Origin of the sequence: Pseudomonas sp. MEJ108, assembly GCF_030208985.1 — a bacterium.
Classification (GTDB): Bacteria; Pseudomonadota; Gammaproteobacteria; order Pseudomonadales; family Pseudomonadaceae; genus Aquipseudomonas; species Aquipseudomonas fragariae.
This window is the reverse complement of record NZ_JARVSW010000035.1, coordinates 1-14,388: the sequence shown is the minus strand read 5'-3', so window position 1 is coordinate 14,388 and position 14,388 is coordinate 1. Positions and strand designations below refer to the sequence as shown.

The 14,388-nt window shown below is 62.0% G+C and carries 12 protein-coding genes; 11 read left to right on the top strand and 1 reads right to left on the bottom strand.

Annotated elements, in window-relative coordinates:
• Positions 1-9 precede the first annotated feature (9 nt).
• From QRN50_RS16585 to QRN50_RS16550, 8 genes are read left to right on the top strand one after another with little or no spacing between them, the layout of a single operon-like run.
• Positions 10-2,001: a GumC family protein gene (locus QRN50_RS16585; RefSeq protein ID WP_058822202.1), complete on the top strand. Its 1,992-nt coding sequence runs from the start codon at positions 10-12 to the stop codon at positions 1,999-2,001.
• Complete coding sequence (locus QRN50_RS16580; protein WP_011268346.1) at positions 2,001-3,179, top strand: glycosyltransferase; 1,179 nt, start codon at positions 2,001-2,003, stop codon at positions 3,177-3,179. Before QRN50_RS16585 ends, QRN50_RS16580 begins: the two co-directional genes overlap by 1 nt.
• 1 nt (position 3,180) lies before the next feature.
• The gene (locus QRN50_RS16575; protein WP_011268347.1) at positions 3,181-4,494 is read left to right on the top strand and encodes a cellulase family glycosylhydrolase; all 1,314 of its coding nucleotides are present in this window, start codon (positions 3,181-3,183) and stop codon (positions 4,492-4,494) included.
• A 3-nt stretch (positions 4,495-4,497) separates the two neighbouring features.
• Positions 4,498-5,715 (top strand): glycosyltransferase family 4 protein, encoded by a 1,218-nt coding sequence (locus QRN50_RS16570; protein ID WP_057457449.1) that lies wholly within the window; start codon positions 4,498-4,500, stop codon positions 5,713-5,715.
• Complete coding sequence (locus tag QRN50_RS16565; RefSeq protein ID WP_003403737.1) at positions 5,706-6,806, top strand: glycosyltransferase family 4 protein; 1,101 nt, start codon at positions 5,706-5,708, stop codon at positions 6,804-6,806. Before QRN50_RS16570 ends, QRN50_RS16565 begins: the two co-directional genes overlap by 10 nt.
• Positions 6,806-8,221: an O-antigen ligase family protein gene (locus QRN50_RS16560; RefSeq protein WP_024641746.1), complete on the top strand. Its 1,416-nt coding sequence runs from the start codon at positions 6,806-6,808 to the stop codon at positions 8,219-8,221. The genes QRN50_RS16565 and QRN50_RS16560 overlap by 1 nt, the downstream gene beginning before the upstream one ends.
• Positions 8,218-9,039, top strand: a complete 822-nt coding sequence (locus QRN50_RS16555) for an acyltransferase (RefSeq protein ID WP_011268350.1) — start codon at positions 8,218-8,220, stop codon at positions 9,037-9,039. Before QRN50_RS16560 ends, QRN50_RS16555 begins: the two co-directional genes overlap by 4 nt.
• Positions 9,040-9,054: 15 nt before the next feature.
• Entirely contained in the window at positions 9,055-10,470 is a 1,416-nt protein-coding gene (locus QRN50_RS16550; RefSeq protein WP_024641747.1) for a lipid II flippase MurJ, read from the top strand.
• On the opposite strand, the gene QRN50_RS16545 is transcribed toward QRN50_RS16550, so the two are convergent.
• A complete protein-coding gene (locus QRN50_RS16545) occupies positions 10,404-11,357 on the bottom strand; it encodes a LysR family transcriptional regulator (protein WP_024641748.1) in 954 nt (317 codons plus the stop codon). The genes QRN50_RS16550 and QRN50_RS16545 overlap by 67 nt on opposite strands.
• A 129-nt stretch (positions 11,358-11,486) precedes the next feature.
• Between QRN50_RS16545 and QRN50_RS16540 the strand changes: the two genes are divergently transcribed.
• The 3 genes from QRN50_RS16540 (at position 11,487) to QRN50_RS16530 (ending at position 14,073) form a co-directional block, all read left to right on the top strand.
• A complete protein-coding gene (locus QRN50_RS16540; protein ID WP_054091471.1) occupies positions 11,487-12,647 on the top strand; it encodes a TDT family transporter in 1,161 nt (386 codons plus the stop codon).
• Positions 12,648-12,712: 65 nt separating this feature from the next.
• On the top strand, positions 12,713-13,645 hold the full coding sequence (locus tag QRN50_RS16535; RefSeq protein ID WP_096126608.1) for a hypothetical protein: 933 nt from the start codon (positions 12,713-12,715) through the stop codon (positions 13,643-13,645).
• Between the two features lie 83 nt (positions 13,646-13,728).
• Positions 13,729-14,073 (top strand): DUF7693 family protein, encoded by a 345-nt coding sequence (locus QRN50_RS16530; protein ID WP_024641751.1) that lies wholly within the window; start codon positions 13,729-13,731, stop codon positions 14,071-14,073.
• Positions 14,074-14,388 lie beyond the last annotated feature (315 nt).

Here is a 14,388-nt window from a genome sequence, read left to right as displayed (position 1 = left end):
GAAACAGACATGATCAACATCCGCTCATTCCGCGACTTGCTGCGCCTGCTGTTCATCTTCCTGCGCGAAGTCAGGATTACCGTGCTGGCGACGTTCGTCATCATTCTTCTGGGCGCGTTTCTGCTCCCTAACCGCTATGAGTCCACCGCCCTGTTGCTGGTCAAGCCAGGCCGCGACAGCAGCACTGTGCCAATCGAGTTGTCCGACCGACAGGCCATCGTGATACCGAGCGGCCTGCGCGATCCGCTGCTCGACGAGGAGCGCATGCTCAGCGGGCGGCCGATCATGCGTGCGGTGTCCGAGAAATACCTCGCCGAGCTGTCCATGGTGCCGCCTGAAACCGGCGTTCTGGCCTCGGTAAAGAACGGCATCAAGACCGTCGTCGGAGCGCTCGTCAACGGCGTGCGCAGCGTTCTGCAATTCATCGGGCTGGTGGAACACCGCTCCCAGGCCGAACGTCTGGCCGAGGATCTGGAGAAAAACTTCAAGGTCAGCCATGAGCCTGGCTCATCAGTGATGGAGCTGAGGTTTACCTGGAGCGACCCGGAAGTCGCGCAGACCGTGCTCAGGACCTGGATCACCGAGTACCAGACGCAGCGCACCAAGACACTGGGCCGGGTCAGCCTGTACGCGTTCTACGAAGCGGAAGTTAAGACGACCGGTGCGAACATCATCGAGTACAAGAAGCAGATCCAGAACTACCTGAACCAGTTGAGCGCGGTAAGTATTTCCCAGCGTCTGGCCGACACCTCGCAGGCGCTCAACGATCTGCGCACCGAGCGCAACAACACCACCCGCTCGATTGCCTCGACCAAGGCAGGTCTGGACCTGCTGAAGAAACAACTGGCAGAGCAGCCAAAGACCGTCTCGGCAGGCCGCGAACTGGCCCTCAACCCCAACCGCCAGGACTTGCAGAACCGCATCAACGGCAAGGAAGTGGAGCGTCAGGAAATGCTTCGCTCATTCAAGGACGAGGCGCCGCCGATTCGTGCGATCAACGCGGAAGTCAGTAACCTCAAAAAGCTGCTCAAGGAACAGGACGCCACCGTACAGCGTTCCGAAAGCATCACGCCCAACCCGATCTACAACCGCATGCAGAACGTGTACGCCGACCAGCAGACCAGCTACGCGCGCCTGCAAACCCAGTTCATCCAGCAGAACGAGCAAATCGCGCAACTGGAGCGCGACCGCCAGCAGGCACTGAATCTGGAGCCGGAACTGTCACGCCTGCAGAACGAGCTGGATGCGGCAGAGAAAAGCTATGCGCTGTACAAAAACAGCCTGGAAAAATCGCGTATCGACCGTGAACTGGACAACAGCCAGATCAGTAATATCGCGACCATCGAGGAGGCGACCTTCAACCCCAGCCGGGTATTCCCGAAAAGCCTGATGATGCTGTTTCTGGCGTTCCCGCTGAGCGTCGTGGTCGGTGCCGTGGCACTGTACTTCTTCTACCTGCTGGACCAGCGCATTCATGACGGCGACAAGATCGAAAGCAGCTTCGGTGTTCCGGTCTGGACCAGCCTCCCCGACCTCGACCGTGCCCAGGAACGCAGTGCAGCCCTCACCTCGAACCTGCATCGGGTGTACGGCATTCTGCCGCTGGACCAGGTAGAAGAGCGCGGGCTGACCATCGGTTTTACTTCGGTCAAGTACGGGGCCGGCGTGTCGTTCGTGATCGCGCGCTTGAGCGCGCTGCTGATCGAACAGGGCCATCGGGTACGCACCGAAGGCCGCAGTCCGGCCATTCCGGGCGAAATTGTGCTGATCAACGCTTCGGCGCTGTCGGCGAATCAGGATGCCTTTGTGCTGTTGCGCAAGGCTGACCTGATCGTGCTGGTGGTTCGCGCCCAGGACACCACGGTGCCGATGCTGGAAGACACGCTGAACAACCTCAACACAGCGTTCAAGAAAGTCGACGGCATCATCATCAACCGTCGTCGCTTCGAAGTGCCTGAAAAGGTCCTGAGTTTTCTCAAGCGGATCGGGAGCCGAGGCTGATGCGAATAGCGTTGCTTGCGCCGCTGCCACCCGAACAGAACGGCATCGCCGATTACGCCGGACATCTGCGGCATGCGCTTGAAGGCCTGGGTCTGCAGATCAGTACACCGCTGCAAGGCGTCGGCAACGATCCACGCGCTGCAGAACAGCGCGTGGCTGAAACGGACTGGAGCGGCATCGATCTGGTCCACGCCGAACTGGGCGGCGGGCGACTGGCGGAGTTTCAAGCGCTGCGCGCGCTGCGTCGGCGCTTCCCGAGGCTGCCATTGACCGCGACCGTGCACGATCCCGAGCGGCTGGTCTGGCGGCGCGAGAAACTGCCCTGGCCGTTGTCGGTGGTCAGCGGCATGCGCTCGCCGCTGCCGGAGATCGCCACGGTACTGGCCGATCCGCTGTGCCTGCATGAAGAACGGCAACTGGCGCGGCACATGACCCGTCTGGTGACCCTGACCCAGGCGGGCAGCCAGAGCCTGCGCCAGCGCATGGGTCTGACAGCGGCGCAGATGGCCGTCATCAATCACGGCAACCTCGACATCGCCCCCGCGCCGTTGCCGCCATTGAACCCTCTGCGCCTGCTGTATTTCGGCTTCATTTATCGCGGCAAGGGTATCGAAGACCTGCTCGATGCGCTGTCCAGCGTATTCATTGCTCAGCCTGCACTGCGCTCGAGCGTGCGCCTGACCCTGGCCGGCGGCAGCGAGCCGGAAATGGCCTTCGGCCCATCCGGCAGTTATCTGGAACAACTGCGACTGCGCATCCGCCAACTGGGCCTTGTCGACCTGATCGACTGGCAACTGGACCTGCCTGCCGAGCAGATCCCGCAGGTGATCCAGGCCCACCACGTCATGGTTCTGCCCTATCGCGAATCGAGCAAACTGAAGATTCTCGGCAAGCTGCGCGGCACCAGTGGCGCGCTGTCGTGGGCGGTGGCCTGTGGCAGAGGCGTAATCACTTCGGATGCACGCTCGTTTGCCGAAGAGGTCTCGCATGGCAACGGCACGATCTACCCGCAAGGCGATGTCGAGGGGCTGGCACGAGCCCTGGCGCGTGCCTGCGCAACACCGGATCTGGTCAGGCTATGGGCCGACAACGCCGCGCAGATGGGCAAGGCCAGGGTCTGGAGCCATACCGCAGAACATTTTCAGGATGTATTTCGCCAGGCCTGCCAGGAGAAGTGACATGCAGCGTCCATCCAGATTCGGGCAACTCGTCACCCGCATACTGCTCGGCGCAACGCTGAGCTGTGCCGCGCAGGCGTCAACGGTCCTCAAGGCTCCGCGTGAAGTGGTCTGGGCGGACTTTCTGGGCGTCAACGTACAGTTTCAGTATTTTGCTCCGGACATCTATCAGCAGCAGATGAGCCGTCTGGACGAACTGGGCCTGAACTGGGTAAGACTGACCATTCACTGGCCAGTGATCGAGCCGCAAAAGGATCGCTACGCCCTGACCGAACTGGACGCCGCCATGACTGCGATCAAGGCGCACAATTACAACACTGTCGCGTACCTGGTCGGGTCGGCGCCTTTCGCCAGCAGCGCGCCGGCCGACGCAAAGGGCCGCGATCAATATCCGCCGACGGATTTCAACGTGTTTGCCGCACGCATGACGGCCCTGGCCCAGCGCTATCCGCAAGTGAACAACTGGCAGATCTGGAACGAGCCGAACATCGTCTGGCTGCCCAAAGAGGATCCGGCTGCCTATGGCCGCTTGTTGACCACCACTGCCAACGCGATTCGCGCCGCCCTGCCGGACAAGACGATCGTTACCGCTGGCATGGCTTATTACAGTCAGATGCACAGCACCTCCGGCTACATGCTGCAGACCCTGCTCGATAACGGCCTGGGCCAGCAGAATATCGTCGCGGCCTATCACCCCTATTCCGAGTACCCGGAAGGCGATTCCACACCGGATCGCGATTTTCTGGTGCGCGCCAATGCCATGAACCAGTTGTTGCACAGCAATGGCGTCAAGCAGGTGTGGGCCACTGAATGGGGCTGGTCGAGCTATGCAGGCCCGGTGGAGATGCAGCACCTGATTGGCACCTCCGGCCAGGCTGATTACACCCTGCGACGTCTGGCGCTGATGAGCGCCATGGATTTCCAGCGCATCTTCCTGTTCAACCTCAGCGATCTGGACGAGCGCGCCTCGGCCCGCGATCAGGGCTACGGACTGCTTGACCTGCAAGCCAGTCCCAAACCGGTCTATACCGCGCTGCAGAACTTTCTGAAAATCACCGGCCCGCGCCTGCAACCTGCCGAACCGCCAGCCGTGAGCAGCGTACCGGACGACCTGTATGCCGTTCCGTGGACGCGTGCAGACGGCACGCATTTGCTGATGTTCTGGAGTGCGGCGGGCACGTCATTGAATTTCCCGGCTATCACCGACGCGGTGGTTCACGACCCCTTGACCGGTAGCCGTACCCCGCTGTCCGGCAGCCAGGGCGTCACCCTGCTGCTGAAGCCGACTCTGCAAATTCTGGAATGGAAGCCCTGAGCCATGCGAATCCTGTGGACACTCCCCTACCTGCCCTGGCCCACCACCAGTGGTGGCAAGACCCGGGAATACCATTTGTTGCGCAACCTGGCTGGGCGCGGTCATCGCATCACGCTGCTGGTGCAGTCCAAGAACCCGCTGGACGACGACGCGCGCGCGGCAATGGAGCCTTGGCTGGAACGCCTGATCGTGATCGAACGCCGCCCGCTGCTCAGCCTGCGTACGCTGCTGGCTGTGGCCTTTGCAGCGCCACCGATGCTGGCCAGCGTGAACGGCTACGCGCCACAACTGGAAAAAGCCTTCGAGCAGTTGCTGAAGGAGGACTGGGACATTATCCAGTTGCAGCACACTTATGCCTTTCAGCCCTTCGAGCGCGCGCTCAAGCGCTCTGGCAAGCCCTTTGTGCTGACCGAGCACAATGTCGAATCGGACCTGGGTGCCGCCAGCTACGACCGTCTGCCGCGCTGGGCCAATGCCTTCGCGGTCTATGACCGCTGGCGCTACCGGCGCTGGGAAACCCGCGTGTTTCGCCAGACCGGCGAGTTGATCGCGGTCACCGAGGACGATGCCAAGGTACTTTCGCGCCTAAGCGGCAGGGCCACGTCCTATGTCGTCAACAGTGTCGACTGCGATTACTACGCCAGCGTCCATGCGGACCGTCACAGCCATCGCCTGCTGTTCATCGGCAACTATGAATATGGCCCCAATGTCGACGCCATCGAATGGGCGCTGGACGAGATCATGCCGCAGGTCTGGGCTCAGGCACCCCATGTACGGTTTGCCATCGGCGGCTTCGGTATGCCTCAGACCTGGCGCGAGCGCTGGCCTGACCCACGCATTGAATGGCTGGGTTTCGTACCTGACCTGCGTGCCTTGCAAGCCACTGCCTCGATGTTCTTCGCGCCCCTGCGCCAGGGTGGCGGCTCCAAGCTCAAGACGCTGGAAGCCATGGCTGCCGGCCTGCCGGTGGTGACCACCGCGCAGGGGGTTTCCGGGCTGACGGTGCGGCATGGCGAACATTACCTGGGCAGCGAGGATGCCGCCGGGCTGGCGGCACTGATCGCTGAATACACCGATAAACCACTGCAGCTCGAGCAGATTGGCGAAGCCGGCCGCGTTTATGTGCGTGCCCGGCACGACTGGTCCGTTTCGGCCGCTCAGCTGGAAGTGATCTACACCCGTTTTTCGTTCTCCAAGCAAGGATTGCGCTCATGCGTATAGGACTCGACTACCGCGCGGCAGCCGGTTACCCCATCAGCGGCATCGGACGCCAGAACCTGGCACTGGAACAGGCGTTTCGTGAACATCCGGATGTGCAATTGCAGCTGTTCGGCGTGGCCCCCTACGATCATCCGGTACGCCGCGTGATGCATGCCCCGCGCTGGGCCGCCCCCTTGAATTCGGTGCATCGGCTACCGGATCGCCTGCGCTTCGAAGGCCAGTTCCTGCCTGCAGCACTGCGCGACGCCGGTATCCAGATCTACGTGGCCAATATCAACATGGGCCTGCCGCTGGGGCGCAAACCGGCCGATATACGCTACGTATTGCAACTGCACGATCTGTTTCAGCTCACGCAGCACAACAGTCACGGTTCGCGACTCAAAGCCAGGATCTACCGGATGACCGACTACCTGTCGATTGCCTGGTCGCTGAAGGTTGCCGACCAGATCTGGGTGCCTTCGCAATTCACGGCAAACGAAGCTGCTCGTATGTTCCCCAGGATCAAGGCCAAGCTGCGCGTCATACCGCTGCTGGTGGAGGCGTTCAAGGGTGAGCCGGCCGACATCGCGCAACTGCACCTGCCGCTGCGTTACTGGCTGTGCGTGGGCACGCGGGAACCGCGCAAGAACATCAAATGGTTCGTGGATGCCTGGCAGACCGCGCGCATGCAATTCGTCGATACCCCGGAACTGGTACTGGTCGGTGGCGACGATCCGCTGACCGAGGCCCAGCGCCAGTTACCGGGTCTGCATGTGCTCAGCGGCCTGAGCGACGCCGAACTGCACGCCGTCTACAAAAATGCCGAACGGCTCTGGCAACCCTCCACAAGCGAAGGCTTCGGGCTGCCGGTGATTGAAGCGCTGAACAGCGGCACACCGGTTGCGGTGGCCACGGGCTCGTCGCTGGATGAAGTCGCCCCGCCCGACAGCCCGCGCTTTTCACCGCTCGATAGCGGCAATCTGATCAGGTTGATGGGCACCCTGTCGCAGGCCCCCGAAGAAGATCCGGCGATTGCCACAGAATGGACGCAGCGCTATCAGTTGAAAGCCTTTTGCGAGCGTGTGCACGCGGCGCTGGAGGAATTGCGCTGATGCCACTGGCCTTGCCTCTGGGGCTGTTGTTCAGCCTGCTATTCGGCGTGATGATCTGGATGCTGCCCGCGCCTTTGGTGGTGGCGGCAGCGATCGGTATCGTGGCGGTTGCCACGATCATGCGTCGGCCGGTACGCGGGCTGCTGCTGTTCTGCCTGATCGGAACCTTCCTGCCCTACTCGACGGTTCAAATCGGCATTCGTACCACGGTGTCCGAAGCACTGATCATGCTGACCTGGGCCAGCTACCTGCTGCATGGAGTCTTCCAGGAACGCCAGCGTTTGCCCAGCATGCTGCGCCCCGAACGGCTGCTGGTGGCATTGATGCTGTTCAGTGCGTTCCCGTTTCTGGTCGGCCAGTTAACCGTCGTCGCCGAGGGCAACGGCCCGATCAACTGGATACGCTGGCTGTTCAACCTGTCGATCCTGTTTCTGGTGCCGCGCCTGCTGACCGACCTCAAGACGCTGGAAGACGCGATCATTGCGCTGCTCGGCGGGACGCTGCTGCTGCTGGTGCTGTCGATTGGGGTTTACGTCACCAAAGGCTCGGCTACGGCAATCATCCCAATCCTCGGCAGCCTGGGCTACAGCGGTGCCGACATCCTGAGCCAGAGCCTGCTTTCGCTCGCCAGCCGCATGGGCTCACCGTGGATGCACCCCAACGTGGCGGGGGGAGCGCTGGCGATGCTGCTGCCGCTGGCCTTCTGCTTCGGCATGACGCGCAGCGGCGCGGCTCGCAAGCTGGGCCTGACGGTGGCCGCACTGGGCGCGGTCGGCCTGTTGCTGACCGGCTCACGCGGTGCACTGTTGAGCCTGATCGCGATGATGCTGCTGATGGCGCGGCGACGCATTCCGCACTTGGGGCGGTTGCTGATGGGCGGATTGGTGGCCGGGATTCTTCTGCTGATGTTCTACCCGCCTCTGCAAGACCGCCTGATGGGGCTGTTCAGCGATGACGACGCCAGCACCGCGATTCGCTTTCTGGAATACAGCCATTTCCCCGATGCAGTTGCCACGTTCCCGTTCGGCATCGGTTTCAAGACCGACCCACCGGTACTGGGCTATACAGAGTTCGGCATTTCCAACCTGTGGCTGAACTACATTTACAAGATTGGCATACCCGGCATGCTGCTGTTCATCGCCATCACCGTCAGTTGGTGGAAGGAAGTGCGCCCCGGAAGCGGGCGGGTCGTGCTGACTCGCGAAAACGCCATTGCGCTGGGCTGTACGACCGGTGTGCTGGCTGCGCTGTTCAGCGGTCTGTTCGACCATTACTTCAGTTTCACCAGTGTGCTGGTCGCATTGTTCTGGCTATTGGTCGGCATCAGCCTGCACGAAACCAGACGCCTGCGCGCCAGGACCGACACCCCATCCAGACACCTTGACGCCTCACCCGAGCCGGGAGCCTCCTCATGAAACACCGCATGATGCATTCTCATAATCTCAGAGAGGCACTGCCCGATTACGCGCGCAAGATGGCGGTGCCGCTCGACGAGCTGGAAGCCGCCTACCAGTGGATGCTGGACAACGAAGTGTGCTTTGAAACACGTATCAAGGATCGCACCCTGTCGTTCATCTGCTACCTCAATATCGAGCCCAGAATCGAACACCCGCTGGCGCGACGCTTCTACAAGCTGCTGGCCATCGAAACCAAAGGCGCGCTTATCCCGCTGTACGGGATCAACTGGCCGACCCTGCGCGACCGCATGTTGCGGACCTGGGAGCAGGCTTACAACATCCTGATCTGCAAGATCCCCAGCCACACCCTGCGCCTGCTGTGGTTGCGCATCGGCGGCGCGAAGATCGGCAAGGGCTCGACGGTCTGGCGCAACACCGAGGTGCTCGGCGTCGACAGCCTGCGCATCGGCAATGACAGCACGGTGGGCTGGCATTGCCAGCTTGACGCGCGCGGCGGGCTGGTGATCGGCGATCACGTCACCATCGCTTCGCATGTGCTGATCATCGCCGGCGGCCACGATCTCAACGAACCCGAATTCTGGGCAGTAGGCGGGCCGGTGTTCATCGGCGACTATGCATGGATCTGCAGCCGCGCGCTGCTTTCGTTCGGGGCAGACATCGGCGAAGGTGCAGTGGTGGGCGGTAACAGCGTGGTCTCCAAACCGGTTCCGCCCTATGCCATCGTCAGTGGCCCGAATGCGGAAATCAAGGGCGAGCGTGCTCGTGGCCTCAACTACAAGGTGGGCGGCAAAGGCCTGTTCACCTTGTTTCACTGATCAGAAGCACAGACGATGCTGGGTTCGACACTTTGGCTGACACTGGCCACCCTCACCGGTCTGGCTGCCGGATTTGCCCGCGAATGGCTGTTGGTGGCGGCCTGGGGTGCCGGAGGCCAGAGCGACGCATTTCTGGTTTCGATGTTCCTGCCCGAGGCGCTGCGCATGTCACTGGCGGCGGGCTTGCTCAGCGCCGCCGCCCTGCCCCTTTATCAGCAGCGTACCGCTGAACGGCAACAGCGCTGGCTGGGAGGCATGGCACCGCGTCTGTTACTGACCGGGCTGGCAGTGAGCGTCGTTCTGCTGTTGAGCGCCGGTGGGCTGGTGCGCCTGATCGGTCCAGGGCTGGATGCCGACGGCTACGCGCAGGCCGCCAGCGGCCTGCGCTGGCTGGCCTGGTGCGCACCGGGCTTCATGCTGCATGCGCTGTTTTGCGTACCGCTGCAGGCTCGCTCGCGCTTCGTGCTGGCCGGGCTCGGCTCGCTGCTGTTCAACCTGCCGCCGGTCATCTACCTCGCCACGTTCGGCCATGCCTCGACGTCGATCGGGCTGGCCAGCGCGTGCGTACTGGGTAGCGTGCTGATGCCGGGTGTATTGCTGCCAGCCCTGTATCGTTCTGGCTGGCGGCCCTGGCAGTGGCAATCGGAAGCCGGCGCAATGCGTGAGCTGTTGCAGCGCATCGGCCCGCTGCTGAGCAGCAACCTGGCCAGCCAGGGTCTCGCCCTGCTGGAGCGCATGGTGGCTTCGCTACTCGGCGAAGGCGCGGTGACCTGGGTCAACCTGGCGCGCAAACTGATCAACCTGCCGCTGATTGCCTTGATGAGCCTGAATCAGGTGCTGCTCGGGCTGATGAGCGGCAGTGCCGGCGATCAGCGCCTGTCGCTGCTCAAGCGCGGACTGGGCAGCGCGACCTTGCTGACCTTGCCGGCGGTGGCCGGTCTGATCGGCGCGGCTGGCGCTCTGGTGACACTGTTGCTGCCCAATCAGACCCAGGGCGGGCCGCTGCCGGAACTGCTGGCCTGGTTTGCCGCACCGCTGATGTTCGGTGCCTGGAATGCCTTGCTGGCGCGCTATGCCTACGCCGCCGGTGACACACGCCTGCCGCTCAACTGTGAGCTGATCGGCAGCCTGTGCAATGCGCTGCTGCTCGGCGCGCTGCCTTTTGCCTTCGGCCTGACCGGCATCGCCCTCGCCGCGCTGGGCGGCGCACTGGTCACTGGCGTGCTGCTGATGCGCCGCCAGTCGTTGCTGGATGTCTTGCCGTGGCGCAGCCACTGGTTGCTGGCCAGCCTGCTGATGGCTATCGCCGCCCTGTCGCTGCATCCATTGCACGACACCTGGCTGCAACTGGGCTTGAGCTGCGTTTACGGCGCGCTGCTGCTGGTCGGGCTGGCGTTATGGCTCAAACCGTGGCGCAACGTATCGGCCTGATCGGCCGCCTGGCGGCAGGCTTCCCTGAAGCGTTCCAGGCTCGGCGAGATGAACTTGTCGCGGTGCCTGATCATGAAGAACCGGCGATTGAGCGGCGGCAGCGGGCTGGCGAGCGTGCGCAACTGCCCGCTGGCCAGCAGGTCGGCGACCACACGACGGGACAGGCAACTGATGCCGATGCCTTGCGCGAGGGTGCGCATGATTGCTTCCGAGCTGCCTACCTGACGCATGTCCTGCAGGTCATGCAAATGCCTGAGCAGCAAGTGTTCGACCTCTTCGCGCGTTCCCGAACCCTGCTCACGCAGCAGCCACTCCGCGCTCTGCAGTTCGCCCAGTGACACGTGTTCCTGCCCGGCCAGCGGATGGGCGCAACCGGCAACGATGACCATTTCATCCACCAGCCATGGCTCGGCGATCAATTCCGGCAGATGACAGGGTGCCTCGATCAGCCCCATGTCGATTTCAAACTGCGCGACCTTGCGAGCAATCAGCGCGCTGTTGCCGATGTCCACATCGATGCGCAATTGAGGCGTCGAGCCGCGCAGTGCCCCGACGATCTGTGGCACAACGTAATTGCCGATGGTGCTGCTACTGCCGATACGCAGGCGAGCATTCAACGCCGCGTCGGGCAACAGAAAGCTGTCCTCGATCTGCTGGGCGTTTTCCAGCATCTTCATGGCACGCGGCAGCAGTGCCTGCCCACTGTCATTGAGCACCAGCCGCTTGCCCACACGGTCGAACAAACGCGTACCCAACGCGCTTTCCAGCTCGTTCAATGCCGCGCTGGTGGCTGACTGGGACAGCGCCAGAGCGCTGCCTGCGCTGGTAGTGCTGCCACAACGGGTGATCGCGCAAAAAATCTGTAATTGCCGCAGGTTGATTCTCAAGAGCGCCTTCTCTCGCCGAATAAATCTACCTGATAAACAGGTAGCGATGAGAGAGATTACCCGTTTAGAAGATTGACTGTCGATCCGTAGACTGATGGCACGTCCCGAAATCACCAGCAGGAGACTGTCATGAGCAGGCTCGCAATCCTCATCAAGGGCAACGCCCCCCTCGCCGCACTGACCAGCCCGCTGGAGGCGATTCGACAATTCACCCCCAACTGGTTCGCCGTGACCATGGGCACCGGGATTCTGTCGCTGGCGCTGGCTCAACTGCCGGGTGGCCCTGCTCCGTTGCGCGCGGTGGGCGAAGCGTTGTGGTTCCTGAATATCGCCCTGTTCACGCTGTTCAGCGTGATGTACGCCAGCCGCTGGTTGCTGTTTTTCGATGAGGCACGTCAGGTCTTCGGGCACTCCACCGTCTCGATGTTCTTCGGCACCATCCCCATGGGCCTGGCGACCATCATCAACGGTTTGCTGGTGTTCGGGCCGGCACGCTGGGGCAGTACCATTGTCCCGGTTGCCGAAGCCTTGTGGTGGCTGGACGTGGCGATGGCCATGGCGTGTGGGGTGCTGATCCCTTTCATGATGTTCACCCGTCAGGAGCACAGCATCGAGAAGATGACCGCTGTCTGGTTGTTACCGGTGGTGGCGGCAGAAGTTGCAGCGGCCTGCGGGGGATCGCTGACGACGCATCTTGCAGCCGCTGACTCGCAGTTCACGGTGCTGATCACCAGCTACGTACTGTGGGCCTATTCGGTGCCTGTGGCGCTGAGCATTCTGGTGATTCTGCTGTTGCGCCTGGCGCTGCACAAACTGCCCCACGAAAGCATGGCGGCGTCCAGCTGGCTGGCACTCGGTCCCATCGGTACGGGCGCGCTGGGCATGCTGGTGATGGGCAGCGACGCCCCGGCGATCTTTGCCGCCCACGGCCTGGCATCCATCGGCACGGTGGCCGCCGGCATCGGTGTGGTGGTCGGTATGCTGTTCTGGGGGCTGGGTCTGTGGTGGATGGCGCTGGCCGTGCTGATTACGCTGCGCTACGTGAAACAGGGTATCGGCTTCAATCTGGGCTGGTGGGCATTCACCTTCCCGCTCGGGGTGTATGCGCTGGCGACGCTCAAACTCGGTGCTACCCTGCATCTGGGCTTCTTCGATGTCTTTGGCACGTGGCTCGTCGCGCTGCTGGCACTGATGTGGTCGGTCGTGTCAGTACGTACGCTGGCCGGCGCCTATCGGGGTTACCTGTTCGTCTCGCCCTGCATCGCAGCACAAGGATGTGTCCGCCGGTAAGTTCCCTTGAACTTACCTCTGCGACACGGCGCCTGAGAAGAATATCTTCATGACAGAGAGCCTTCATGCCCACCTCAGCATTTTCCGCCAGTAACTTTTCCGGCAACCACGCAGCTCGCGACGAAAACATCGTCATCAACTCCTACACCACCGTGCTGCGCAGGACGGGCGTTCCCCATGATCTGTTCGCGACCTACTGGCGCGACGTTCATGGCCCGCTGTGCGCCAGGCTTGAAGGCCTGGGCTGGTATGTTCAGCATCACCTGACGCGGGAAAAGGACGGCCACCTGTGGCCGGTCATCGAAGGCGTTACGGCATTGCCGGGCTACGTGCTGGACGGTGGCGTGGAGATCGGTTTTCTGTCCGCCGAAGCGCAGAAACAATTCAAGGATGCCAGCGCCCTGCTGTTCTCCGACGAGCAGAACATGTTCGAAGAAACCATCGCCTATGACGTGCCGGATGGCTCCAGCACACTGGTGGATCGTCTGCCTGACCCGATTCCCAACGAAACCGCCACACAGGACAAGATGCATCTGCACTTTCATCTGGCCAGTGATAACCTGCCTGCGGCCCGCAAGGCCATTGAGCAGCTCGCCCGTGACATGGCCGCTTCCGATGCGGTGCTGAAACTGCGCCTGCACCTCGCGCAACCTTACGATAACGCCAAGCCTGCACCGCCTGCGCCGGATGTTAATCATGAGGTCGAAGAGTCGCGCTTGAATATCGTCATGATGGAGTTGGTGTTCGAATCGGCCTGGACGCGCAGGACCTATTACGCCAGTGAACACTTCAAGGCGATCACCCAAGGCCTCAGCGAGCATGTCCGCTACATCACGCCGTTCGGTGTCAGCGGTGTCTACACCTATGTGCGCGATGCGCTGATGACCACCGCGGGCGTGCGTGGCAGCAGGCAGGCCGAGCTGATCCGTCAGTTGGGCGCGATCAACCAGACCCGGTCCGAGATCGAAAGCCTGTTTGGTGCGCCATCGACTTTTTGAAACACATGTGACCCGCACGTCTGCTTTAACCGGCACGATTCGGAATCGTGCTTTACTCAGCAAAATGGATTTGGGTGACGCCTGTGAAAGCTCTGACGACTCGTGAGGTGTATCAGCAACTGCGGGATGCTGCGATGGGTACACGGTCGCTGAAACTTATCGGTACACCCTCCGGTTCCGGGCTGCAACAGGTCGAGATCGATGGCTGGCTAATGTCGCTGGAAATCACTGAAGGCAGCCCGACCCGCTGTCGGGCATGTCGCTGTCCGTTGGGTCGGGAGGGCTCGTTCGAAAGCTGGCTGCGCACTGATCCGGTGAGTTTGCTCAGTGGCTGGGAGCACGCGCAGATCGAGCGGTTGCTGGGTGAGGCGGCAGCCGGGCAGCCTGGGCTCGATCAGGTTCCGGGGCAGTCACCTGAATCTCAATGAGCGGTGCTTAATGTTCCAGATTGCGTTTGGCCAGGGCACCTCATGTTCCGCATGGTAATGCCTTTCGTGATGCTCCGCGTCACACGGCGGTTCCGTGACATTAGGTAGATTAGAGTTCGACTCAAGTCACCTTTTCGCCCCTCGGCGACTCACTTTGAGGGACCAAAGTGAGCAAAGTCCTTAGCTCCGTTTCCGGCCCGACTTCGTCGGGTTCCTTCGCCCTGGCACTGATCCGGGGGTCGCCGCAACGGGCCATCCATGGCCCAGACTGTGTAAAAACCCAAGGTAAACCTTTGCTATGATTCCCCAGGATTT